General features: G+C 71.5%; 19 protein-coding genes and 1 pseudogene. 9 read left to right on the top strand and 11 right to left on the bottom strand.

The genetic code is table 11. The annotated features are described in order from the left end of the window. Nucleotides 1-43: 43 nt before the first annotated feature. Nucleotides 44-607 (top strand): TetR/AcrR family transcriptional regulator, encoded by a 564-nt coding sequence (locus ABFX55_RS40180; protein WP_346128564.1) that lies wholly within the window; start codon nt 44-46, stop codon nt 605-607. On the opposite strand, the gene ABFX55_RS40175 is transcribed toward ABFX55_RS40180, so the two are convergent. Further along, nucleotides 594-2,255, bottom strand: coding sequence for an alpha-amylase family protein (locus ABFX55_RS40175; protein ID WP_346128562.1), 1,662 nt, complete (start codon nt 2,253-2,255; stop codon nt 594-596). The genes ABFX55_RS40180 and ABFX55_RS40175 overlap by 14 nt on opposite strands. Before the next feature lie 37 nt (nt 2,256-2,292). Here ABFX55_RS40175 and ABFX55_RS40170 point away from each other — a divergent pair, with 37 nt between their 5' ends. Genes ABFX55_RS40170 through ABFX55_RS40160 form a run of 3 tightly spaced genes read left to right on the top strand, consistent with a single transcriptional unit; the run spans nt 2,293 to nt 5,711 of the window. Further along, nucleotides 2,293-2,643 (top strand): hypothetical protein, encoded by a 351-nt coding sequence (locus tag ABFX55_RS40170; protein WP_346128560.1) that lies wholly within the window; start codon nt 2,293-2,295, stop codon nt 2,641-2,643. Nucleotides 2,644-2,661: 18 nt separating this feature from the next. Continuing rightward, nucleotides 2,662-4,887: a protein translocase subunit SecD gene (secD, locus tag ABFX55_RS40165; RefSeq protein WP_346128558.1), complete on the top strand. Its 2,226-nt coding sequence runs from the start codon at nt 2,662-2,664 to the stop codon at nt 4,885-4,887. A 56-nt stretch (nt 4,888-4,943) separates the two neighbouring features. After that, nucleotides 4,944-5,711: an MEDS domain-containing protein gene (locus ABFX55_RS40160; protein ID WP_346128557.1), complete on the top strand. Its 768-nt coding sequence runs from the start codon at nt 4,944-4,946 to the stop codon at nt 5,709-5,711. Here ABFX55_RS40160 and ABFX55_RS40155 read toward each other — a convergent pair. The 5 genes from ABFX55_RS40155 to ABFX55_RS40135 all read right to left on the bottom strand — a co-directional run bounded on the left by ABFX55_RS40155 (nt 5,708) and on the right by ABFX55_RS40135 (nt 9,822). Next, nucleotides 5,708-6,082 carry a response regulator gene (locus ABFX55_RS40155; RefSeq protein WP_346128555.1) on the bottom strand — a complete coding sequence of 125 codons (375 nt, stop codon included), beginning with the start codon at nt 6,080-6,082 and terminating at the stop codon, nt 5,708-5,710. The genes ABFX55_RS40160 and ABFX55_RS40155 overlap by 4 nt on opposite strands. Beyond that, the gene (locus tag ABFX55_RS40150; RefSeq protein WP_346128553.1) at nt 6,079-7,515 is read right to left on the bottom strand and encodes a PAS domain-containing sensor histidine kinase; all 1,437 of its coding nucleotides are present in this window, start codon (nt 7,513-7,515) and stop codon (nt 6,079-6,081) included. Before ABFX55_RS40150 ends, ABFX55_RS40155 begins: the two co-directional genes overlap by 4 nt. Nucleotides 7,516-7,561: 46 nt before the next feature. After that, nucleotides 7,562-7,969, bottom strand: a complete 408-nt coding sequence (locus tag ABFX55_RS40145) for an ATP-binding protein (protein WP_346128551.1) — start codon at nt 7,967-7,969, stop codon at nt 7,562-7,564. A 71-nt stretch (nt 7,970-8,040) separates the two neighbouring features. After that, nucleotides 8,041-8,679, bottom strand: a complete 639-nt coding sequence (locus tag ABFX55_RS40140) for a response regulator (protein ID WP_346128549.1) — start codon at nt 8,677-8,679, stop codon at nt 8,041-8,043. A gap of 381 nt (nt 8,680-9,060) precedes the next feature. Further along, the gene (locus ABFX55_RS40135) at nt 9,061-9,822 is read right to left on the bottom strand and encodes a tyrosine-protein phosphatase (RefSeq protein WP_346128547.1); all 762 of its coding nucleotides are present in this window, start codon (nt 9,820-9,822) and stop codon (nt 9,061-9,063) included. Nucleotides 9,823-9,933: 111 nt separating this feature from the next. Between ABFX55_RS40135 and ABFX55_RS40130 the strand changes: the two genes are divergently transcribed. The 3 genes and pseudogenes from ABFX55_RS40130 to ABFX55_RS40120 all read left to right on the top strand — a co-directional run bounded on the left by ABFX55_RS40130 (nt 9,934) and on the right by ABFX55_RS40120 (nt 11,401). Next, the gene (locus ABFX55_RS40130; RefSeq protein ID WP_346128545.1) at nt 9,934-10,131 is read left to right on the top strand and encodes an EF-hand domain-containing protein; all 198 of its coding nucleotides are present in this window, start codon (nt 9,934-9,936) and stop codon (nt 10,129-10,131) included. Nucleotides 10,132-10,203: 72 nt separating this feature from the next. Then, nucleotides 10,204-10,668: pseudogene (locus tag ABFX55_RS50155) on the top strand (PucR-like N-terminal domain-containing protein); the annotation flags it as partial. Between the two features lie 418 nt (nt 10,669-11,086). Next, the gene (locus tag ABFX55_RS40120; RefSeq protein ID WP_346128541.1) at nt 11,087-11,401 is read left to right on the top strand and encodes a helix-turn-helix domain-containing protein; all 315 of its coding nucleotides are present in this window, start codon (nt 11,087-11,089) and stop codon (nt 11,399-11,401) included. Here the strand turns inward: ABFX55_RS40120 and ccrA are convergent. Both ccrA and ABFX55_RS40110 read right to left on the bottom strand, forming a co-directional pair. Continuing rightward, nucleotides 11,396-12,706, bottom strand: coding sequence for a crotonyl-CoA carboxylase/reductase (gene ccrA, locus ABFX55_RS40115; RefSeq protein ID WP_346128539.1), 1,311 nt, complete (start codon nt 12,704-12,706; stop codon nt 11,396-11,398). The genes ABFX55_RS40120 and ccrA overlap by 6 nt on opposite strands. Then, nucleotides 12,703-18,450: an SDR family oxidoreductase gene (locus ABFX55_RS40110; RefSeq protein WP_346128537.1), complete on the bottom strand. Its 5,748-nt coding sequence runs from the start codon at nt 18,448-18,450 to the stop codon at nt 12,703-12,705. The genes ccrA and ABFX55_RS40110 overlap by 4 nt, the downstream gene beginning before the upstream one ends. A 215-nt stretch (nt 18,451-18,665) precedes the next feature. On the opposite strand from ABFX55_RS40110, the gene ABFX55_RS40105 reads away from it, so the two are divergent. Beyond that, nucleotides 18,666-20,048: an alpha/beta hydrolase gene (locus ABFX55_RS40105; RefSeq protein WP_346128536.1), complete on the top strand. Its 1,383-nt coding sequence runs from the start codon at nt 18,666-18,668 to the stop codon at nt 20,046-20,048. Then, nucleotides 20,045-20,650, top strand: coding sequence for a TetR/AcrR family transcriptional regulator (locus ABFX55_RS40100; protein WP_346128534.1), 606 nt, complete (start codon nt 20,045-20,047; stop codon nt 20,648-20,650). The genes ABFX55_RS40105 and ABFX55_RS40100 overlap by 4 nt, the downstream gene beginning before the upstream one ends. Here ABFX55_RS40100 and ABFX55_RS40095 read toward each other — a convergent pair. From ABFX55_RS40095 to ABFX55_RS40085, 3 genes are read right to left on the bottom strand one after another with little or no spacing between them, the layout of a single operon-like run. Further along, complete coding sequence (locus tag ABFX55_RS40095; RefSeq protein ID WP_346128532.1) at nt 20,619-20,912, bottom strand: DUF6204 family protein; 294 nt, start codon at nt 20,910-20,912, stop codon at nt 20,619-20,621. The genes ABFX55_RS40100 and ABFX55_RS40095 overlap by 32 nt on opposite strands. Then, complete coding sequence (locus ABFX55_RS40090) at nt 20,909-21,532, bottom strand: TetR/AcrR family transcriptional regulator (protein WP_346128530.1); 624 nt, start codon at nt 21,530-21,532, stop codon at nt 20,909-20,911. The genes ABFX55_RS40095 and ABFX55_RS40090 overlap by 4 nt, the downstream gene beginning before the upstream one ends. A gap of 27 nt (nt 21,533-21,559) precedes the next feature. Further along, the gene (locus ABFX55_RS40085; RefSeq protein WP_346128529.1) at nt 21,560-22,840 is read right to left on the bottom strand and encodes a hypothetical protein; all 1,281 of its coding nucleotides are present in this window, start codon (nt 22,838-22,840) and stop codon (nt 21,560-21,562) included. Nucleotides 22,841-22,845 lie beyond the last annotated feature (5 nt).

The following is a 22,845-nucleotide window of genomic DNA, read 5'->3' as shown; positions in this document are numbered from 1 at the left end:
ATCGATACAGAACATAGCATAGCGATCGCTATAGAATGAACCCATGGCGAGACAGCGGTCCTTCGACAGGGACCAGGCGCTGGAGAGCGCGGTGCAGGAGTTCTGGCGGCACGGCTACGAGGCGACCTCGGTGGCGAGCCTCACGCAGGCGATGGGCATCCGCCCGCCCAGCCTGTACGCCGCCTTCGGCGACAAGCGCGCGCTCTTCCAGGAGGCCGTCCTGCGATACCGGGAGACGCACGGCGCGTTCAGCACGCGGGCGCTCGCCGAAGAGACCACAGGGCGCGAGGCGATCCGGCGGCTGTTGATGGAGACGGCGGCGGAGTACACCGACCCCGCGCACCCGCCCGGCTGCCTGATCGTCTCGGGGGCCGTGAACTGCGGGCCCGAGTCCGCCGAGGTGGAGGAGTGGCTACGCGGGTTCAGGGAGGCGGCCAAGGCGGCGTTGGAGGCCAGGATCGACCACCCCGACGCGCCCGCCCTGGCCACCTTCTACGCCTCGGTGATCCAGGGCATGTCCACCCAGGCCCGCGACGGCGCCACCCGCGAGGAGCTGGAAAGGGTGGCCGAGCTGGCCATGCTGGCCTACCCCGCTAGTGAGCGATGATCGAGGCGTCCTCAGGAGGCATGTCCCCGCGCGGGGCCGCACGCAGCCAGCGGCAGCCGTGGGGCGACATCGGCAGCCGCACGGTGCCGTCGGCGACCTCCATCGTCTCGTCGGCGAGCAGGTCGGTGAGCACGCAGCCGTCCAGCCCCTCCAGCGCCAGGTCGATCTCCGCCGCGATGTCGGACAGGTTGTGGACGGCCACCACGGTCGCGCCGTCGGCGTCGCAGCGGTGCGCGAAGACCGAGGGGTGGCCGGTCTCCAGCACCGTGTTGTCGCCCCACGCCAGCTCAGGACACTCCCGGTAGCGCTCGATCAGCAGCTGGAACCAGCGCAGCAGCGAGTCGGGGTCCCGCTTCTGGTCGGCCACGTTCACCCGCTCGGGTGCGAACGAGCCGCCGGGGATCCCGCGCACCGGTGGAGCGTCGCTGAAACCGCCGCTCTGCGACCACTGCATCGGGGTCCTGACGGCCATCCTGCCTTCCTCGTCGAGGTTGTCCCCCATCCCGATCTCCTCGCCGTAGAAGATCACCGGGGTGCCCGGCATGGAGAACAGCAGGCTGTAGGCCATCTTGATCCTGCGCAGGTCGCCGCCGAACATCGCTGGCAGCCTGCGGCGCAGGCCCCTGCCGTAGATCTGCATGTCCTTGTCGGGGCCGAAGGCGTCGAACACCTCCTGCCGCTCCTCGTCGGTGAGCTTGTCGAGGGTCAGCTCGTCATGGTTGCGCAGGAAGGTCGCCCACTGGCAGTCCTTGGGCGGCTTCGGCCTGTCGCCCAGTGTCTGGCTGATCGGCCCCGCCTCGCTCCTGGCGAAGGCCAGCCAGGCGCGCTGCATGCCGATGAAGTCGAAGCACATCGTGAGCTGGTCGCCGTTGCCGTCGCCGAAGTAGCTGACGAGGTCCTTGTAGGGCATGTTGACCTCGCCCAGCAGAACCGCCCCTCCCTCGCGCCTGCTCATGAAGGCGCGCAGATCGGCCAGGAAGGCGTGCGGGTCCGGCAGCTTGTCGCCGACGTTCTCGATGAGGAACGGCACCGCGTCCACCCTGAACCCCGAGAGGCCCAGCTCCATCCAGAAGCCCAGCACCCGGGCGATCTCGTCGCGGACCTCGGGGTTGGCGACGTTGAGGTCGGGCTGGTGCCGGTAGAAGCTGTGGAGGTAGTACTGGCCCGTCTTCTTGTCGAGCTGCCAGATCGAGTTCTCCTTGTCGGGGAAGACGATCTGGCTGGGGTCGTCGGGTTCGGGCTTGTCGCTCCACACGTACCAGTCGCGGAGCGGCGAATCCTTGCTCGAGCGCGACTCCTTGAACCAGGGGTGCTGGTCGGAGGTGTGGTTGACCACCAGGTCGGCGATCACCCTGATGCCCCGGTCCTTCGCGGTGCGCATGAACTCCACGAAGTCACCGAGCGTGCCGAGGCGCGGGTCGATGCTGTAGAAGTCGGTGATGTCGTAGCCGTCGTCCTTGTTGGGCGTCGGGAAGAAGGGCATGAGCCACAGGCAGGTGATGCCCAGGCTGTGCAGATAGTCGATCTGCTGGGTGAGGCCGCGGAAGTCGCCCACCCCGTCGCCGTTGCCGTCCTTGTAGGTCTCGACGTCAAGACAGTAGATGACCGCGTTCTTGTACCAAAGGTCGCTTGTGTACGTGAGCCGCATGACGCCCCAGCTACCCGATCAGGCGTATGGTGAACGCGTGCGGACCAGGTTGCCTGCTGCGCTGCTGCTCCTGCTGTCCACGCTCTTCCTGGCCGGCGGGACGACTCCGCCCGCCTCCGGTGCGCCCGCCGTCCACGCCAAGACGTTCAGGGCCGCCGATCACCACCAGATCCTGCCCGACCCCTCCAGGCCCCAGGCCCACGCGGGCAAGGGCGTGCACGCGGCCACGGGCGGCGTCGCCGTCCTCACCGCCAGGCTCTCGTACGGCACGCGCGCCCGCCTGTCGGCCGCCCCCGACGCCCTCCGCCGCGCGCAGGGCGGCGAGCACCACAGAAGGGCCCCCGCCCGCGCGCCTCCCACCTCCACCGCTCTCACCACATCCCTGTAAGAGCCCTGTGGAGGACCCATGTCCCGTGCGCCCGTGTGGCGTGCGGTGGCGGCGCTTGCCGTCATCGCGACTTCCTTGTACCTAGCCCTGACCATGTCGCCGCGCCTCGGCCTCGACCTGCGCGGCGGCACCCAGCTCGTCTTCGAGACGAAGGACTCGCCCACCGTGAAGGCCGACGCCGCGGCCACCGACAGAACGCTGGAGGTGCTCCAGCGCAGGACGGACGCGCTGGGCGTCGTCGACCCGACCCTGGTCCGCTCCGGCGAGAAGCGGATCATCGTCGAACTGCCTGGCGTGCTCGACCCGCGCAAGGCCGCCGACGTGATCGGCAGGACCGCCCAGCTCTCCTTCCACGCCGTCCTCGGCGCCGACGACCCCAAGGGGCTGCCCGACGAGAGCGGTCAGCCGCTCCGTCTCGGCCCCGCGGTGATCAGTGGCGACGGCGTGACCGACGCGGCCGCCCGCACCGATCCGCAGCGCGGCGTCTCGTGGTTCGTCACCGTGGACTTCCGAGAGTCCGCCGCCTGGCAGAAGCTGACGGGCGCGGCGGCCTGTGAGCCCGTGGGCGACCCCAAGCGCAGGGTCGCGATCGTGCTCGACAACAAGATCATCTCTTCGCCGCAGGTGAACGAGGGGACGCCGTGCCGTACCGGCATGCCCGGCGGTTCCACGGAGATCACCGGCTCGTTCACCCCCGAGGAGGCGCAGAATCTCGCGGTCCTGATCAAGGGCGGCTCGCTCCCCGTGCCGCTGGAGATCGTCGAGCAGCGGACGGTCGGCCCGACGCTCGGCGCCGACGCCATCGCGGCCAGCGCCAAGGCCGGCGTGGTCGGCGTCCTGCTGACGGGCGCCTTCATCATCCTGGTCTACCGGGTGGTTGGCCTGCTCGCCGCCATCGCTCTGGCCTCCTACGGCCTCATCTCCTACGCCGCATTGGTCGCCCTCGGCGCCACCCTCACCCTGCCGGGCCTGGCCGGATTCGTGCTGGCCATCGGCATGGCCGTGGACGCCAATGTGCTGGTCTTCGAAAGGGCGAGGGAGGAGTACGGCGCCTCGCCGCAGAAGGGCCTGAAGGCGGCGCTCGACAGAGGCTTCAAGAACGCGTGGAGCGCCATCGCCGACTCCAACATCACCACGCTGCTCGCCGCGGGGCTGCTGTTCTGGCTGGCCTCCGGCCCCGTGAAGGGCTTCGGCGTGACGCTGTCCATCGGCGTGCTCGCCTCGCTCGTCTCGGCCATGCTCATCACCAGGGCGCTCACCCAGTGGATCATCGGCAGGGTGCCGCCTCGCCTCTCGGGTCTCGGCTCCATCGGCAGGGTGCGCACCTGGCTGACAGCGAAGAACCCCTTCGTGATGCGCCACGCGCGGCGCTGGCTGGCGGTCGGGGCGGTGATCGTCGTGGTCGCGGTCGGCGGCCTGCTCTCGCGCGGGCTGAACTTCGGTGTGGAGTTCACCGGAGGGCGCCTCGTGGAGTTCACGACGGCGACGCCGATGAGCGCCGACACCGCCAGGCAGGCGGTCGCGACCGCCGGTTTCCCCTCGGCCGTGGTGCAGAGTTCGGACGAGGGCATCTCGGTCCGCACGGGACAGATCAGCGCCGACGACGTGGTCCGCATCCAGCAGTCGCTCGGCGACGGGGTGAACAAGGTGCGCGACGAGCTCATCGGCCCTTCGCTCGGCGAGGAGCTGCGACGCAACGCGCTGATCGCGCTGGGCGTGGCGCTCGCGGCCCAGCTGCTCTACCTGGCCGTCAGGTTCAGGTGGACCTTCGGCGCCGCCGCGGTGCTGGCCCTGTTCGTGGACACGGCGGCGGTCGTCGGCGCCTTCGCGTGGCTCGGCAAGCCGATCGACGGCGTCTTCCTCGCGGCGATGCTGACGATCATCGGTTACTCGGTGAACGACAAGGTCGTGGTCTTCGACAGGGTGCGCGAGCTGTGGGTGGCGAACAGGAAGACGCCCTTCCCCCGGATCGTCAACCAGGCGATCCTGCAGACCGTACCGCGCACCGTCAACACCGGCCTCGGCGCGCTGTTCATCCTGGCAGCGCTGGCGGTCTTCGGCGGCGACTCGCTGCGTGACTTCGCGATCGCGCTGCTCATCGGCATCGTCGTGGGCACGCTGACCTCGTCGTTCGTGGCGGGTCCGCTGGCGATCGAGCTCGAGAGGCACAGCAAGCAGCCGCCGCCCGAGCCGGCCAAGCGGCGCGATCCCCGCACGCGCGAGGGCTCGGGAGCCGTCGTGTGACCTTCGCGGCAGGGTAGTCGGACCATCACTGCAAGTAAGGGCGTAATATCCGAAAGGTGACGAATCCGCAGCCCATCCAGCCGGGCGACCACGTCGGCGTCACCTTCGACGACGACGACTCGCTCGCCGCCACCACGCTCGCCTTCGCCGAGCGTGGTCGGCGGGCGGGCGCCCGCGTGCTCGTTCTCGCCGCCCCGCGCCTGGCGCGGGCGCTCCCGGGGGTCCAGCTCACCGAGCCCAGGGGCACGCTGGACGGCCTCAGGGACTTCTACGCCCAGGCGGTACGGCAGGCGGTGGCCGAGGGCATGTCGGGCCTGTGGGCCAGCGTCGAGATGAGCTGGGCGCGCGGAATCGACCCCGAGGAACTGGTGGCCGCGGAGTGCGGGCTGAACACGCTGTTCTCGGAAGGGCGGCTCACCGCGATCTGCCACTACGACAGCAGGCTCTTCTCCTCCGCCCAGCTCGCCCGCTTCCACCAGGCCCACCCCGTCGGCCAGCAGGGCGCCTGCCTGCGATACCGGCCCACAAGCAGGGGCGTGACCTTCACCGGCGAGGCGGACCACACCAACCTGCTCGCCTGGCAGGCGCTGACCCGCGCGCTGCCGAGCGGGGAGGCGGTCATCGACATCAGCGGCATGTCGTTCCTGGACGTGCGGTCGATGGCCCAGCTCGGCCTGGTGGCCGCGGCCAGGTGCGAGCCGCTGTCGATCCTCGCCTCCCCCGGGCAGAGCGCGCACCTGCGCATGCTCGGCGTGGACAGGGTCGCCACGCTGGTCACCGTGGAGGAGCCAGGTCTGCCGGTCGCGGCACAGGCCGCGCCTTAGGTGGCTCCTGCCGCCACCCTGCGCACCGCTGCCACGATGTCCCTGTTCGGCACCCCTTTGAGCACGTACTCCGTCACGCCTGCCCTGCCCATCTCCTCGACGGATCTGGCGTCGCCATAGGCGGAGAAGGCCATGATCCTGGTGCGCGGCGAGCGGTTGCGGATCTCGCGGGCGGCGTGCGCGCCACCGCCCGGCATCCGCATGTCGAGGATCGCGACGGCGGGCTCATGCCGTACGGCCAGCGCGATGGACTCCTCCGCGTCGCAGGCGACGGCGACGACGTCCAGGTCGGGCTCGGCGGCCAGCACCTCGGAGAGCGCCTCCCTGATCATCGGCTCGTCGTCTCCGATGAGGACGGTCAGCCTGGTCACGACGACCCGCCCTCTCCGTACATCAGTGCGGGCACCCAGAACATCACCGTGGTGCCCTCGCCCTGCCTGCCGCTGACGCTCCACCAGCCGCCGGCGGTCTCGGCGCGTTCGCGCATCTCCAGCAGGCCGAAGTGGTCGCGGCCCGCGAGCCGTTCCACGGACTGCGCGAGGCCGACGCCGTCGTCGACGACCCGCACCAGCACGCCGTGGTCGACCGCGTTCATCGACACCGACACCGACGTGGCCCTGGCGTGCTTGCGCACGTTGGTCAGGGCCTCCTGGAGGATGCGGAAGATCGTGATCGCGCTCTCCGGCGGTGGCTCGCGCTGCAGGTCGTGCGTGAACGTGTAGGTCAGTCCGGTGCCCGAGAGGGCCTGGGCGAGGTATCCGGAGACCGCCTGGACCAGGCCGTCGCCGTCGAGACCGGGCGGGCGCAGGCGGAAGGTGAGACCGCGCAGGCGGTGGACTGCGGTGCTGACCGCCTCGTCGAGCCTTTCCACGGTGGCGGCGTCCTCGGGGGGCAGCCGCGCCGCCAGCAGCTGCAGGCGCATGCCGACGGCGACCATGGACTGGATCGTGTCGTCGTGGACGTCCCACGCGATGCGGCGCCGCTCCACCTCCTGGGCCTGCACCAGGTGCGCGAGCAGCCGGCCGCGCTCGTCGAGCGTGCGCTCGGCCATGCGCCGCTCGGTCAGGTCGCGGGTGACCTTGCCGAAGCCGCGCAGCCGTCCGGTCTCGTCGAAGAGGGCGGTGATGATCACATTGGCCCAGAACCTCGTGCCGTCCTTGCGGACCCGCCAACCCTCGTCCTCCAGTCGTCCTTCGACGACGGCGATCTCCAGCTCCCGATCCGGCTTGCCCGAGGCGACGTCCTCGGGCGGGTAGAACACCGAGAAGTGCGAACCGATGATCTCGTCGGCGCGGTAGCCCTTGATCCGCTGCGCGCCCGCGTTCCAGCTGGCGATGTGGCCCTCGGTGTCGAGCATGAAGATCGCATAGTCGACGACGCTCTGCACCAGCAGGCGGAAGCGCTCCTCGCTCTCTCGAAGAGCCTGCTCAGCCAGGCGTTGCTGGGTCCTGTCGCGGGTGACCTTGCCGAAGCCGCGCAGCTCTCCTGACTCGTCGAAGAGGGCGGTGATGATCACATTGGCCCAGAACCTCGTGCCGTCCTTGCGGACCCGCCAGCCCTCGTCCTCCATCCGCCCCTCGGCGGTCGCCGTCATCAGCTCCCACTCCGGCTTGCCCGAGGCGACGTCCTCGGGCGGAAAGAACACCGAGAAGTGCGAGCCGATGATCTCCTTGGCGGTGTACCCGTTGATCCGCTGCGCGCCCTCGTTCCAGCTGACGATGCGCCCGTCGGGGTCCAGCATGAAGATGGAGTAGTCGACGACGCTCTGCACCAGCAGATGAAGGTCTCGGTCCGCATCGGCCATACCGCAGCTTCGCACGCCGGACCCCACTCGCGGTACGGCTTGACGTTCAGGCCAGCTCCACACCCGCCTTGGTCGCGGCCGGAGCAGGAGAGGAGACGAGCTCACACCACACCACCTTCCCGCCCTCGTGCGGGGAGGCGCCCCATGAGGAGCAGACTCGCTGGATCACCTGCAGACCCCAGCCGTCGCGGGGTCCTGGCTCACGGGGGACGGGCAGCTCCGCCGCCGAGTCGCCCACCTCCACACGCACCGTGGTGGCGCTCGCGCTCATGCGGAACAGCGGCTCCCCCGATCCGTGCAGCAACGCGTTTGTCACCAGCTCGGACACCACCAGCAGCACGTCGTCGTGCGCGCCGCCGTACCCGGCATCCTTCAGAAAACGCCCGGCGATCTCCCTCGCAGCGGTGATGCTGTCGAGCTCCTCTGTCAGCCGCTGCTCGGTCCGGTGTGCCATCCCTTTAATGTCCGGCAGGCTGGGAGCCACCACGAGATGCGACTGGCCCATTACGGCCTAGTGCAGATGCATCAGTCGAGCAGCCCGGTCCTGCGAGCGACGACCACGGCCTCCAGCTTCGATCGTGCTCCGAGCTTCTCCAGCACCCGCTGGACGTGGTTGCGCGCGGTGTTTCGGGCGACCCCGAGCCGCTGGCTGATCTCGACCGTGCTCGCCCCCTGACCCAGCAGTTCAAGCGTCTCCCTCTCCCTGGCCGTCAACTCGGCGCCGTGCGGCCCTGCCCTGCCCGCCAGCCTGTCGAGGACCTCGGGCAGCAGCTCCGGCGCGAACGACACGGCACCTGAGGCCACCTCGCGAACCGCCGACTCCAGCGCCCGCAGTCCCGACGACTTCACCACCAACCCCGCGCCACCGGCCTCGACCACCCTCGCGGCCACCGAGGCGTTCGCCTCCGCCGTCAGCACGAGAACTCGTACGCCCTCGGTCGCCGAGGTGAACCTGCCGATGGCCTCGACGCCGTCACCGTCGGGCAGGCGGCGGTCGAGCACCACGACATCGGGTTGCCAGCGGCCCAGGTCGGCGATCGCGCCCTCGAGTGACGCCGATCTGGCCACCACCTCGATGCCCTGAGCCATGTCGAGCGCCATGCCGAGAGCCTCGGCCACCATGTCGTGATCCTCGACGAGAAGTACCCTGATCGGCGTCGGCATGGGGCTCATTCTCCTTCAGACCTGGACCTGCCTCGCGGCCAGGGCGGCGCCGATGCGCTGGACGTGGTGGTCGTCCGCGGGATCGAGGCTCCGTACGGCACGCGCGCCCCACACGCGCCACCAGCTCGCGAACCCTGTCCCATGGCCCCTCCCAGGGAGGCAGGACGCTGCCGCCCGACCCGTCGAGCGGGGGCAGGGCCGCACCATCGACGAAGGAGTCGAGTTCCCGCAGCATCCTGTGGAGCCTGCGCCGTGTGGTCACGGCTGTCCTCTTCTCCATCGCCAGCCTCATGACCAGCTAGCGGGGGGCCAAACCTTCGACGGGCTCGCCACTCGTGAGAGCGGAGGTGAGATGGCGTCTCACCTGCTGTTCCTCACCGGTCAGTGGAGGTAGAGCCCGCGCAGGGCGGCCACGTCGGCGTCGGTGAGGCCGAGCGCCTGCCGGACGTAGGTGTCGAGATCGCCGTAGGTCGCGGTGACGGTGTCGAAGGCGACGTTCAGGTACGACTCGCGCACTTCCAGGAGGGGCCTGACGATCTCCTGACGGATGCCGGTGCCGTCGAGCAGCGCGTAGATCTTGGCGGCGGACTCCGCCAGGTGCTCGTTGCTGGCCAGGTAGTCGTCCATGACCGCGCGCCTGTCCACGCCGAGCAGGGTGAGCAGGAGCGCGGCGCCCCAGCCCGTGCGGTCCTTGCCCGCGGTGCAGTGCATCAGGGTGCCGGGACGGGCCAGCGCGCGCAGCAGGTCGCCGTACGCCTCGTGCGCGTCGGGCGTGGTGACCATGCCCCTGTAGACCTCGACGAGGAAGCCTTCGGAGATCTCGGGGGAGGTCAGCGACTCGATGAGCGTCGGGTCGTCGAACAGGGCCGCGATGTCGGCGCCGTGGCCGCCCTGTCGCTGCACGTCGAGCACCAGGTAGTCGACGCCGTCCGGCAGGCGGTCGGGCTGGGAGGCGCGCTCGCCGGCCGTACGGAGGTCGCACACCAGCCGCACCCCGCCTGCCAGCAGCGCCTCGTGGTCGGCGGGGGTGAGCCGGTCGAGCGCGCCCGCCCTGAAGGCGAGCCCGGTGCGGACCTTTCGGCCGTCGGCCGTGACGTGGCCGCCGATGTCACGCAGATTGGGGGCGGATGCGATGAACTCCATGAAATCCGACGATAGCCGCCCGCCTGGCCGTATCCACGCCATGAGGGCGCTGGGGCGCCGAGCTTGGGTGAGTGAGCGGCGATGGGCGACAAATCCGGCTAACCTCACGCCATGAGCGACTACGCGATCACGTTCGACCTCGTCGACGCCAACAAGGACGGCCTCATCTCCGCGGAGGAGCTGGTCCGCCTGATGGAGGTGCTCGGCCAGCCCATCACGCTGGAGGCCGCCCAGGCCGGCGTGGCGAAGCTCGACAGCAACGGCGACGGCCTCATCTCGCTGGAGGAGTTCGGCCGCTTCCTCCACTAGCATTTGACCAAGCACTTGCTTCCAGATCCCCTGTCAGATAAGCAACACTAAGCGGCGGGAGGGGAAAAGGGCATGAAGGGTGACTTGGGTGACGCGCGCAGGTTGTGGGACTCCGTGCCCTCCGGCATCGCGCACGCGCTGCGCCCTGGCATAGCCAAGGTCTCCGACGAGGTCATCGTGGAGATCCAGACCCGTATCCCCGAGTACGCCAGGCCCTCCGACGAGATCTACATCAAGGTCGTGCGACTGGCGGTCGAGGAGGCCATCGGCCGCTTCCTCGACCGTATCGAGGACCCCGACGCCCCATGGGACCCCGAACCGTTCCGCATGATCGGCAGGGGCGAGGCCGCCGAGGGCCGCAACCTCGAGCCGCTCCAGACCGCCATGCGCCTGGGTGCCAGGGTCGGATGGCGTCGTCTGACGGAGATCGCCGGGCCGCTCGGCCTGTCGCCCCAGTCGCTCTACGACCTCGGAGAGGCGATCTTCGTCTACCTCGACCAGCTGGCCGACGCGGCCGCTGAAGGCTTCGACGAGGCGAGGGCCCACGCGGCGGGCGAGATGGAGCGCCGCCGCCACCGCCTGCTCGACCTGCTGCTGTCGCAGCCCCCCGCCGCCGCCGAGGCGATCTCCGACCTGGCCAAGGCGGCGGGCTGGCGGCTGCCGCGCACCGTCGCGGGCGTCGCCCTCGACGACCAGAACGGCACGCCGTCCCTGCCTCCCGACATCCTGGTCGGCCTGGAGCGGCCGCAGCCCTGCCTCCTCGTCCCCGACCCCAACGGTCCAGGCCAGCCGCAGATGCTGGACAAGGGCCTGCGCGGATGGCGCGCGGCGATCGGGCCCGCCGTACCGCTGGAGCGGGCGGCCACCTCGCTGCGCTGGGCCACCGAGGCGCTGGAGCTGGCCCGCCGCGGCGTGCTTCCCGGCGGGCGGGGGGCCGCTGCGCTGCTCCGACCACATGGCCACGCTGATCGTCTTCAAGGACGAGGAGCTGGTCGGCGCGCTGGCCGCCAGCAGGCTCGCACCACTGGCGCACCTGCGCCCGTCCCAGCAGGACAGGCTGGCCGAGACCCTGCTCGCCTGGCTGAGGTACGGCAGGGGCGCGGGCGAGGTGGCCGCCAGGCTGCACGTCCACCCCCAGACCGTCCGCTACCGGCTGCGCCAGCTCGAGGAGCTGTACGGCGAGCAGCTCGGCGACCCCGACATCCGCTTCGAGCTGGAGATCGTCCTGCGGGCCAGGCAGGCCGCACGTGAGGGAGCGCGGCCCTCATGAGCGGAAGAGCCTGAGCCTGTCCTCGCCGATGCGCTCGCGCAGCGCGTGGTCCTCGATGCCCAGGTCCTCCTCCGGAGCCAGGCACAGCACGCCCACCTTGCCGACGTGCTCGTTGGTCTGGACGGCCCGCGCCGCGTCCGCCGCCCGCTCAAGGGGGTAGACCCGCGACAGCGTCGGGTGGATCGCGCCGAGCGCGATGAGCCTGTTGACCTCGGCGCACTCCTGGTAGTTGGCGCCGTGGGAGCCGATGACCCGCTTGAGCTTCATCCACAGGTGCCGGTTGTCGTAGGCGTGGTCGAAGCCGCTGGAGGACCCGCAGGTGACCACCGAACCGCCCTTCTTCGCGACGTAGACCGACGCGCCGAACGTCTCCCTGCCGGTGTGCTCGAAGACGATCGCGGGGTCCTCCCCCACCTGCCTGCGCACCTCGGCGCCGAAGCGCCGCCAGGCCTTCTCGTCGTCCAGGTGCTCGAACTCGGTGCGGTCCACGACGTACTCGCAGCCCATCCCGCGTAACAGCTCGGCCTTCTCCCTGGAGCTGACCACGCCCACGGGGATGCCGCCGCCGTTCCTGACGAGCTGCACGCCGTACGCGCCGAGGCCGCCCGTCGCGCCCCACAGCAGCACCACGTCACCCTGTTTCATCCGCGAGCCGTGCTCGCCGACCAGCATGCGGTAGGCGGTCGAGGCGCACAGCATGTTGCACGCGGCCTCCTCCCAGCTCAGGTGGCGCGGCTTGGGCAGCAGCTGCGTCGCCTTCACCACCGCGAACTCCGCCAGCCCGCCGAAGTTCGTCTCGAACCCCCACGCGCGCAGGTCGGCGGCCAGCATGGAGTCGTGGTGGGCGACGGGGTCCTCGCTGTCCACGTACGCGGGGCTGGTCACCACCCTGTCGCCGACGTGCCACTGCCGTACGGCGGCGCCCTTCCGCACGACCACCCCCGAGGCGTCCGACCCGAGCACGTGCGTGTCCAGGTCGTGACGCGGGTCGCTCCTGCCCAGGCGTTCGAGGAAGGCGAAGGTCGGGATCGGCTCGAACATCGCCGACCACACGGTGTTGAAGTTGATCGCACTGGCCATGACCGCGACGAGCACCTCGTCCGGCGCGAGCTCCGGCATCGGCACCTCGCCCACGTGCAGCGACCTGCGCACGTCCTTGTCCACGCCCATCGTGCCGTGGGGCGCGCGGCCGAACATGCCGACCTCGTCCCTGCGGATGTGGGCGGCTCTGTAGACGGGCGGAACCTCTGCTCGCAGGAGCTCCTCCGGGTCGGCGCCCTCGATGACTGCCTGTGCCAGCGTCATAGGAGACCTCTCAGGTGTGCGGCGACGATCTCTACGTACGGGGGGTCGAGCAGGTTGAGATGGTGCGCCCCTTCGACGGGGACGATCTCGAGATTCTTGGCGTAGGGGGCGAACCCCCTGGCCGGATCGTTCTCGTGGGCGTAACGGGCGTCCCGCACGGCCCACGGGGTCGGCTCGGTGGAGCGGTAGAGGACGACTTTCCCGCCGTACGGCAGGCAGCGGTAGCGCTCGATCGCCCTGGTGTCCTCGTGGGAGGTCCGCTGGTGGCGCAGGATGGCGGGGCTGAGTCCTTCGAGCACGCCCGACTCCTTGATCCGCCGCTCGGTCAGGTCGAGCTGGGCCTGCTCGCCGAGGTGGGCGAGCTCCTCGTAGGAGAGGGTGACGGCGGCGCCGTAGGTCTCGCTCAGGTACCGCGAGAAGTCCACATACCGGCGCGCGTGGGCCGCTCGCAGCTCGTCCTCGGCCAGCTCGTCGGGCAGTCCCGAGTCGATCATCGCGACCAGCTCGACGTCGTCGCCGAGCTGCCTGGCGATCTCGAAGGCCAGGATGCCGCCGAACGACCAGCCGCCGAGCCGGTAGGGGGCGTGCGCGGTGCGCCTGACGGCGTCGGCGTAGACGGCGGCCCGGTCGGACACGTCCGCGGTGCCCTCCAGCCTCTCCAACCCGAGCACGGGGACACCGAGGAGCGCCGCGAGCCTGGTGTACACCCCTGTCGTGCCCCCCGCGGGGTGGGCGAGGAACAGCGGCCTCGCGGTCGACGGCGCAGCCGTCCCCGGGGTGAGCGCTCTGACGACCCGTCTGCCTGCCTCGCGCTCGTCCCACTCCCGCACCGCGTCCGCCACCTCGGCCACCGTCGCCGCCCCGTCGATCAGGGCCGCCTGGCCGAGCTCCTCCGCCAGGCCCTCCGCGACCAGGGGCAGCGCCTCGGCGGGGAGGGTCTCGCCGACGGCGGGGGCCCGGCCGAGCACCTCCTCCGCCACCCTGACCACCAGCCGCTCCGCCGCGTCCCTCGGCCCCGCCTCCTCCTGCGGCCCCCGGCCGAGCTCCGAGGCGACCATCCGGGCGATCTCCCCGAGGGTCGCGCCTCTCAGCAGGGGTCCCGCGGGCAGCGCCACCCCGAAGTCGTGCTCGATCGTCCCCCTCAGCCGCGTCGCCGCCAGCGAGTCCAGGCCCAGCTCTGTCAGCGCGACGCCCTCCCCGAGGCTCGGGGCGTCGAGCCCCAGCACCCCTGCCGTCCGCAACCTGACCCGCCCCGCGATCACCTCCAGCGCCTCGTCGTGCCCCAGCGCCGAGAGGTCCTCCCGCCCCGCCGTCCCCTCCACCACCATGGAGAAGTACGGCATGCGCCCCACCCGGGGGAACACCGCCACCGCCGTCGCGGGGTCCAGCCGCACCACTCCTGCCGACAGCTCCCGGCGCAGCAGCGCCTCCAACGCCTCCATCCCCTCGGAAGGGGTCAGCGGCGCGACGGCGGGCAGCGGGGCCGCCCCCGCCCACGTCCCCCAGCCGATCGACACCGCCGGGAGACCCTCGGCCCTGCGCAGCTCGCACAGCGCGTCCAGGTAGGCGTTGGCCGTCGCGTAGGCCGCCTGACCCGGCGAGCCCAGCAGCGCCGCCGCCGACGAGTAGGCCACCCACCAGTCGAGGCCGGCTCCACGCGTGGCCTCGTGCAGCCGCAGTCCGCCCAGCGCCTTGGCCCGCCACACCCGTTCCACGGACTCGGCGGTCAGGTCGGTGATCAGGCGGTCGTCCAGCACGCCCGCCGCGTGGACGACGCCGCGCAGCCGTATCCCTCCGTGGGTCGCCGCCTCCACCAGCCGCTCGGCCGTTCCCGAGGCGGCGAGGTCACCCGTGACCACCTCGGCCACGCCGATGCGCGCCAGCTCGGCGGCGGTCTCGGGCGAGGGGCCCGACCGGCCGTTCAGCACGACGCGGGCCGCGCCCCTGCCTGCCAGCCAGCGCGCGGCGAGCAGGCCGAGCGTGCCGTACCCGCCGGTGATCAGGTAGCCGCCGCCCTCCCGCACCACCTGCGCGCCAGGAGGATCGGGCAGGCCGGGCGGGTCGGGCAGGTCGGCGCGGCGCAGGCGGGCGGCGTAGCGGACACCGTCGCGCCAGGCCACCTCGTCGTCCCCCGTGTCCCGCGCGAGCTCGCTCGCCAGTGCGGACAGGTCGTCGACGTCGATCAGGGCCGTCCTGAGCTCGGGGTGCTCCAGCGCGAGCACCCGCACCAGCCCGCGCAGCGACGCGCCTGAGGGCTCTCCCCGCTCGCCGGGCAGCACCGGCTGGGCCCGTTCGGTGACGATCCTCAACCGTCCGCCCCGAGGCGCGAGCCTGGCCACCTGCAGCATCACCCGCAGGGGATCGGGGCGTGGCGGCACGAGGAGCAGCGGGTCGCCGTCGGGCGAGGTCGCGACGAGCGAGGCGAGGCGGCCCGCCCGTGAATCCCCCTCATCGGCCAGGATGAGCCATTCACGGGCCGGGACCGCCCCGCCCTGCGCCTGTGGCGCCTGCACCCAGATCCGTTCGACGAGCTTGTCCGCCAGCCTCACGGGGACCTCGTCCGCCCGGATCTCCTGCGTCACGATTCCCACACAGGCCCCGTCTACACCGGCGGTCGCCATCTTTTCGAGGGCGTGCTCCGACGGGCCCTCGCCCGCCGAGCCGTACATCCTCCAGACCCCCGCCGCGTCCTTGGCGTGCACCTCCACACGGCCGCCCGCCAGCGTGGTGGTGATCTGGGCGGGCAGCGGCAACAGGGCGTACAGCGCAACGTCGGAGACGGCCGGCCCGCCGAGCGCGGCCCTGGCCAGCTGGGCGACGGCCTCGATGGGCAGGACCGGGTGCCCGTGGCGGTGCCACACCTCCGCCGGCAGCCGCCACGGCGGCTGCGACAGGTCGTCGAGCGTGGTGGACCAGCAGTGACCCGCGGGCGTCTCCACGTGCGCGCCCAGCAGCGGATGCCCGCCCACGGGCCGCGGCCCGGCCGCCACCCAGTGCCGCTCGCGCCGCCATCGCGGCCGCGGCACGTCGGTGACGCGCCCCTCCACCCTCGGCGGTACGGCGGCCGCCACCCTGGCGACCTGCTCCTCGAACGCCTGTGGCCCGGCGTTCCTGACCAGCGAGTGGGTCACGAGGGCGCCGGGTGGAAGGGTGTCGCGCAGCGGCGCGGCCAGCACGGGATGCGGGCCGAGCTCGGTGAACACCGTGAACCCGTCCTCGGCTGCGGCCATCACGGCCTGCATGAGCCGTACGGGACGCCTGATGCCCGCCGCCCAGTAGGCGGGCTCGAACGTCGGAGTCTCGCGAGGATCCTCCAGCACGGTCGAGTAGAACGGCAGCGAAGGCTCGCCGGGCGCGATCGCCGCCAGCTCCGCGCGAAGCGCCGGCTGTAACGGCCTGACCTGCGGCGAGTGTCCCGCGCCCTCGGCCGTCAGCACCTTGGCCATGCGCCCGTGCGCCGCCACCTCGGCCGCGAAGGCCGCCACCCTGCCGGGATCGCCCGTGACCACGGTCTGGACGGGCGAGGAGTGGACGGCGACGTGCAGGTCCTCGGGAACCTCCTCGGCCGCCGCCTCCAGCACGGCCATCGCTCCGCCGCCGCCGAGCGAGCCGAGCAGCCTCGCCCTTCTGCAGATGACGCGCACCCCGTCGCTCACGCTGAGGCCGCCCGCGACGACGGCGGCGGCCACCTCGCCCATGGAGTGCCCGATGACGGCGGAGGGCGTGAAACCGTGGGCCTTCCACAGCCTGGCCAGGCCGAGCTGCACGGCGAAGATCAGCGGCTGGAGGGACGCGACGCCTTCGCCCTTCCATGCGTGGACGTCGATGCCCGCCTCGGCCGCCAGCAGGGGCGCCAGCTCGTCGACGGCCTCGCGGAAGGCGGGCTCGGCGGCGTAGAGGTCGCGGCCCATGCCCTGCCACTGCGTGCCGTACCCGCTGAAGACCCACACGGGGCCCCTGCCTCCGGCCTGGACCGGTTCGACGGAGGCGAGCGCGCGGGCCAGCTCCCCGGTGTCCCGTGCCACGACCGCCGCGCCGACCCTGCCTCTGCCCGCTCGCCTGGCGAGGGTGGCCGCCACGTCTCCCAGGGCAGCGCCCTTTCCTGCCTCGGTCCCGGCCCACGCCGCCAGGTCGGCGGCGTGGGCGCGCACCCTGTCGGCGGTGAGGTCGCTGAGCACGAAGACCCTCGCGGCGGGCTCGTCCTGCCGGGCGGCTGCGGGGAAGGCGTCGAGGACGACGTGGGCGTTGGTGCCGCCGAAACCGAACGACGACACGCCCGCCCGCGCTGCTGGGCGTGGCCATGGGGTCGGCTCGGTGACCACGGCCAGGCGGTCCCATGGGAGGTGCGGGTTCGGCTCGCGGAAGTGGAGGCTCGGCGGGATCACGCCGTGGTGCAGCGCCAGGACGGTCTTGATGAGGCCGGTCACCCCCGCAGCCGCCTCCAGATGGCCGAGGTTGGTCTTGACCGAGCCGACCAGGATCCTGCCCTGCAGGGCGACGGCGAGGGCTCGGCCCTCGATCGGGTCGCCGAGGAAGGTGCCCGTGCCGTGCGCCTCGACGTAGTCGGGCCCTCTGTCGAGGCCCGCGTAGGCGGTGCGGAGCAGCTCCTCCTGCGCCTCGGGGTTCGGCGCGACCAGGCCGTTGGAGCGGCCGTCCTGGTTGACCGCCGTGGCGCGGACCACGGCGAGCACGCGGTCGCCGTCGCGCAGGGCGTCGGAGAGCCGCTTCATGACGACCACTCCGCAGCCCTCCGCGCGGACCATGCCGTCGGCGGCGGCGTCGAAGGCCCTGCACCTGCCGCTGGGCGAGGTGCCGCCCGCCTGGTCGAAGGCCATCGTGACGACGGGCGAGAGCAGCAGGTTCACCCCCGCCGCCAGCGCCAGGTCGCTCTCCCCCGCCCGCAGGCTCGCCACGGCCAGGTGCACGGCGACGAGCGAGGACGAGCACGCGGTGTCGACGGCCATGGAAGGCCCGCGCAGGTCGAGGAGGTAGGAGAGCCTGTTGGCCGCGATGCTGAAGGCCGCGCCCGTCGCCGTCCACGCCTCCACCGAGGCGGGGTCGGCGGTGGTGAGGTGGGCGTACTCGTTGCCCGAGATGCCGACGAAGGCCCCCGTACGGCTGCCGCGCAACGACCTCGGCGCGATGCCGCCGTGCTCCAGCGCCTCCCACGCCGTCTCGAGCAGCAGGCGCTGCTGGGGGTCCATCGTGGCGGCCTCGCCTGGAGGGATGCCGAAGAAGACGGCGTCGAATCCCGCGATGTCGTCGAGGAAGCCGCCGTGCCTCGTGGTGCGGGCGATGGCGTCGGAGGTGCGGGCGCTGCCGTCGTCGAACGCCTCCCACCTGCCGTCGGGCACCTGCCGTACGGCGTCGCGCCCCTCCATCAGCAGCTCCCAGAGCGCCTCAGGCCCCTCGGCGCCCGGCAGGCGGCAGCCGACCCCGACCACGGCGATCGGCTCGCTCCCCCCGGCCCTGGCCACCGAGGAAGAGACCGGGGGAGAGGCGGTGACGGCGCCCGGCGCGAGGGCGGCGGCGAGGCGGTTGACCGTGGGGTGCTCCCAGACCAGCGTGGGCGGCAACTCCCTGCCCAGCAGTTCGGCGAGTTCCCCCGCGATCCCGACCGCGTCCCTCGACGACAGCCCGAACTCCTCCAACGGCCGGTCGGGGTCGACCTCCTGCGAGGGGAGAAGGGAGGCGATCCGCTCCGTGAGGAAGCGTCGGATGTCGCCTTCGCCGAGTACGTCCACACGCGCTCCCATACAGCCGGGTGATCGGTCAACTTACCGAGACGCACCTTTCAGGAGCAGCCCGTAGCCGAACATTCCTCCGGAGCGTTTTGTCACGGGGGTGATAATTGTCCGCGGAGCGCAACCGCCGGCCTCTTTTCGTTGCCCGCGGTGATAGCCCCCGCCCTTCACCAGGGCCTAGCCTCGCCTGCACGCTGAAGACGGTGGAGGGCATCATGCGATCCCGGAGCTTGCCGGCCGCGGCGCTGGCGACGGTGCTGGCGACGGTGCTGCTCGTGGGCGCGAGTGCCCCGCCCGTCCTCGCCGATCCGGGCTGGTCGCTGGTTCCCGAGGGCGAGAGCACGGCGGGGCCTTCGCAGGTGGCCCCCGTCCCCCAGGAGCAACCGCCTGCCGACCCCGGTGACGTGCCTCCGCAGGAGGCGCCGGACGACACGCGGCCGAAGCCGGGGCAGCCCGCGGAGGAACAGCCGCGCCCGCCGCGACAGCAGCCGCAGCCCCCGCGGCAGAACGGGCAGCCCAGGACGCAGGACAGCGGCGACGGGCGCTACGCCCCCTGGCAGCGGGCGCTGAAGGGCTCGGCGAGGGTGGTCAGGGAGCGCCGGCTCGGCCCCCGCATGCTCGACATCCTGATCTCCTCGCCCTCGGTCGGCCAGATGATGCCGGTGCGCCTACTCCTGCCCAGAGGCTGGTCCAAGTCGGCCAAGCGCACCTGGCCCGTGCTCTACCTGCTGCACGGCGGCGCCGACAACTACACCGCGTGGACCCGGATGACCGACGTCGTGAGCTTCACCGAGAACGTCGACGCGATCATCGTGATGCCGGAGGCGGGCAGGGCGGGCAACTACTCCGACTGGTACAACCGCGGCAGGGGCGGCACGCCGGCCTGGGCCACCTTCCACACCCAGGAGGTACGGCAGCTGCTGGAGATCGGCTACAGGGCGGGCACCCGCAGGGCGATCGCGGGACTGTCGATGGGCGCCTACGGAGCGGTGAAGTACGCCGCCCAGAACCCCGGCATGTTCTCCTTCGTCGGCGCCTTCAGCGGCATCATGGCCACCGAGCTGCCGGGCATTCCGCAGATCATCCAGAACGCCCAGCTCAGTGAGGGCCACGACCCCAACGCGCTGTGGGGCGACCCGTCCAGGGACAGGAAGATCTGGGCGGCGAACGACCCCTTGGTGCTGGCCCCGAACCTCAAGGGCACCGCCATCTTCCTGTCGAGCGGCACCAACAGCTTCGCGGGCCCCCTCGACCCGCCCGGCTCGCCATGGCACCCCGCGCACCTGGGTGAGCCGATCTCCGCCTACACCGCCAAGGCTCTGAGCAGGCGGCTCGACGCGCTCGGCATCAAGCACACCATGAACATGTACGGCAACGGCACCCACACCTGGCCGTACTGGAACAGGGAGTTCAAGAACTCCTTCCCCATGGCCCTGCGCGCCCTCGGGCTGAAGGGCGGCGGCGAGCCCGACGTGGCCACGATGAGGGACCAGCGCGAGTGGGAGTACGACACGCCGCTGCCGCCGATCACCCCGCCCGACGCCGTCCAGCCGGCCCCGCTCCCGCTGGGGGTGAAAGGCTGGACACTGGAGCCATGAACCTGCGCGACCGCAAGAAGGAACGAACCCGGCGGCTCCTGTCCGACACGGCGATAGAGATGTTCCTCGCCGAGGGGTTCGACCGGGTGGCGGTCGCCGACATCGCGGCGGCGGCGGAGGTGTCGAAGCCCACGCTGTTCCGCTACTTCCCCGCCAAGGAGGATCTGGTCCTGCACCGCTTCGCCGACCACCAGGGCGAGCCCGCGCGCGTCGTCGAGGGCAGGGCCGAGGACGAGAGCCCGCTGCGCGCCCTGCGCAGGCACTTCCTACGGGGCCTGGACGAGCGCGACCCTGTCACCGGCCTGTGCGACGTGCCCGAGGTGCTGGCCTTCCAGCGGCTGGTGTTCGGCACGCCCAGCCTGGCCGCCCGCCTGGTCGAGTACGGCACCGCCGACGCCGACGCGCTCGCGCGGGCGCTGGGCGGCCCCGCCCCCGGTCTGGTCGCCGCGCAGGTGATCGCCGTGCGACAGGTGCTGGCCAGGGACAACGTCGCCGCCATCTCGGCGGGACGCAGCGCCGACGAGGTCTACCCCGAGGCGGTCGAGGCCGCCGACACCGCCTTCGACCTGCTCAGCCACGGCGCCGCAGGGCGCGGCTACTGACCTCGGTCATGTCGGTGACGCCGATGGTCTGCTTGGTGAACGGGTAGCCCAGGGCGTCGAGCGCCGCGATCTGGGCGGCGGTGTCGTCCTCGGCGACGGTCTGGAAGCGGAAGGTGAACCACGTCAGCGCCCGGTCGTAGGCCAGCGAGCCCTCCTCGCTGAAGGCGATCAGGCAGCTGTCGACCCTGGCCAGCAGCCTCTCGCGCTGCTCGTCGCTCAGGCCGTCGAACTGGCCGCGGATGATCACTCGGTAGGTGTTCACGTTCTGCTCCCATAGGTGCGTACGCGCTCGCCGAGCAGGCTCTCGATGACGTCGAGCCGTTCCAGCGTCGCGATGGCTATGGCGGAGGGGTCCTGCCCCTCGGCCGTGCGTCTGCCGATCTCGCGTAGGACGTGCGCGTGAACCCAGCCGAGTTGCTCGGCGACGAGCGCGGGCATCGGATCGCCGGACCCGGCCTCCGCCTCCTCCGCCAGGACGGCGGCGAGGTCGTCGACCATCTGCTCGGCCAGGGTGACCAGCCTCGCGCTCAGGGTCGGGGCCGCGCGCATCATCTCGAGGAAGCGGCCGAACCCCTCGGCGAGGCCGAGGTTCCTGTCGCGCCTGCGCAGTTCGTCGCGCAGCGTGGCGAGGACGGCGTCGGCGGCCGACTGCCCTGGCCCGCGCCCGCGCACGATGGCGGCGAGCCTGTCGCGCGAGACGGGCGGGAGGACGAGGTCCTCCTTGACCTTGAAGTAGTTGTAGACGGTGTTGGCCGCCACGTCGGCCGCCTGGGCCACCTCGGCGATGGTGACCTGGTCGAAGCCCCGCTCGACGAAAAGACCAAGCGCCACCTCGGAGATGTGGCGCTTGGTCTCGGCCTTCTTGCGTTCCCGCAGACTCACTTAATGGAGTCTACTCCAAGTTTGGTGTCACACTACGGACAGGTACACCTGGCCGAAGGCCTCCGCGTACTTCTTCAGGTCCGTCGCCACGTCCACCTCGGGCGTGGCCGGGTTGTAGATCGTGGCCAGGCGGGGCTTGACCTCGCTCAGCCTGGTCAGCTGCTCCCAGGTGGCGTTGCCTGCGAGCTTCTCGCCGAGGACCCTGTTGACCGTGCCCTTCGGGTCCTGCCAGCGCGTCCACAGAGTGACCGTCTCGGCCGCGTCGGACTGCAGCGGCGCCGCCACCCGCTCCGTGATCGTCTTGAGCGCCTGGTCGGCGGTCAGCTGCGAGGAGCCGGGGGCGGTGAAGACCGCGTCCTCCGCGCCGATGGTGCCGTAGGCGTCCCACGCGCGGGCCCGCACCTGGATCCACTGGTTGCGCTGGGCGGTGACGGCGTCGATCTTCCAGGTGGCGTACTCGGTGGCCAGGTGGCCGTCGTCGAGCGAGAGCTGGTCCACCAGGCCCTTGGACAGCCAGGCGCCCACGCGCTCGGGGTCGAGCAGCGGGTACTTCTTGGCCAGCTCGGTCTTGCACGCCTCGTCGGCGCCGCAGCCGAGCACCGGCACGACCGTGTGCACGGCCAGCTTCCTGCCGGGGAGCGCGGCACGCAGCGCCTTGGTGGTCTCGGCCATGAACGTGTCGATCTCCTCGGCCGAGGAGAGGGTCTGGTTGTAGCCGAGCTGCGAGGTGAACCTGAGGCCCACCACGCCCTCCTGCATCGCCAGCGCGCCCACCCGCTTGACGGCCTCGGCGAGCTTGCCCGCCTTCCAGTCGTCGGCCAGGTCGGTGTCGATCCAGACCCGCAGCCCCGCCGCCGTCGCCGTCTTGACCGCCTGTCCCTCGGTGCTCTCGCCCGCGCTCTTCACCTCGGCCGCCGAGACCTCCGAGGGATCGACGTAGCAGTCCTTGCCGCCGCCCTCGCACTCGGGCGGGCCGCTCTCCTCGGGAGCCGGGCTGGGGTCGCCCCCGTCGCTCGACCCGCCGTCGTCGGGCACCTCGGGGCAGGTGTTGCCCTCCTCGGTGCAGTCGATCCACGGGCTGTCGGGCGGCCCCGCGTTCCTCATGTTCTCGCCGTCGTTGTCGAGCCAGAACCTGGCGATGTCCGCGGCCTCGTCAGGCGTCGCCATCCAGCGGCAGACGACGTAGGCGGGCGTGTCGCTGGACATCAGGTCGTTGCAGCTCCTGGGATCGTTGTCCGACCAGGCAGGCACCCCGATTCCCAGCAGGGAGAGCGCCAGACCGATGACGAAGATCTTGCGGAAACGCATGTCGC

This window comes from Nonomuraea roseola, from assembly GCF_039535395.1.
Taxonomy (GTDB): domain Bacteria; phylum Actinomycetota; class Actinomycetes; order Streptosporangiales; family Streptosporangiaceae; genus Nonomuraea; species Nonomuraea roseola.
The sequence above is the reverse complement of the archived record's forward strand: the minus strand, read 5'-3'. Positions and strand labels throughout refer to the sequence as shown.

Bases quoted from the DNA above. Each gene is read 5' to 3' on its own strand.
- ABFX55_RS40085 (WP_346128529.1), bottom strand. From the start codon at position 22,840: ATGCGTTTCCGCAAGATCTTCGTCATCGGTCTGGCGCTCTCCCTGCTG.
- ABFX55_RS40100 (WP_346128534.1), top strand. From the start codon at position 20,045: ATGAACCTGCGCGACCGCAAGAAGGAACGAACCCGGCGGCTCCTGTCC.
- ABFX55_RS40150 (WP_346128553.1), bottom strand. From the start codon at position 7,515: ATGGCCGATGCGGACCGAGACCTTCATCTGCTGGTGCAGAGCGTCGTC.
- ABFX55_RS40135 (WP_346128547.1), bottom strand. From the start codon at position 9,822: ATGGAGTTCATCGCATCCGCCCCCAATCTGCGTGACATCGGCGGCCAC.
- ABFX55_RS40105 (WP_346128536.1), top strand. From the start codon at position 18,666: ATGCGATCCCGGAGCTTGCCGGCCGCGGCGCTGGCGACGGTGCTGGCG.
- secD (WP_346128558.1), top strand. From the start codon at position 2,662: ATGTCCCGTGCGCCCGTGTGGCGTGCGGTGGCGGCGCTTGCCGTCATC.
- ABFX55_RS40120 (WP_346128541.1), top strand. From the start codon at position 11,087: ATGGCCACGCTGATCGTCTTCAAGGACGAGGAGCTGGTCGGCGCGCTG.
- ABFX55_RS40175 (WP_346128562.1), bottom strand. From the start codon at position 2,255: ATGCGGCTCACGTACACAAGCGACCTTTGGTACAAGAACGCGGTCATC.
- ccrA (WP_346128539.1), bottom strand. From the start codon at position 12,706: ATGACGCTGGCACAGGCAGTCATCGAGGGCGCCGACCCGGAGGAGCTC.
- ABFX55_RS40130 (WP_346128545.1), top strand. From the start codon at position 9,934: ATGAGCGACTACGCGATCACGTTCGACCTCGTCGACGCCAACAAGGAC.
- ABFX55_RS40140 (WP_346128549.1), bottom strand. From the start codon at position 8,679: ATGCCGACGCCGATCAGGGTACTTCTCGTCGAGGATCACGACATGGTG.
- ABFX55_RS40145 (WP_346128551.1), bottom strand. From the start codon at position 7,969: ATGGCACACCGGACCGAGCAGCGGCTGACAGAGGAGCTCGACAGCATC.
- ABFX55_RS40180 (WP_346128564.1), top strand. From the start codon at position 44: ATGGCGAGACAGCGGTCCTTCGACAGGGACCAGGCGCTGGAGAGCGCG.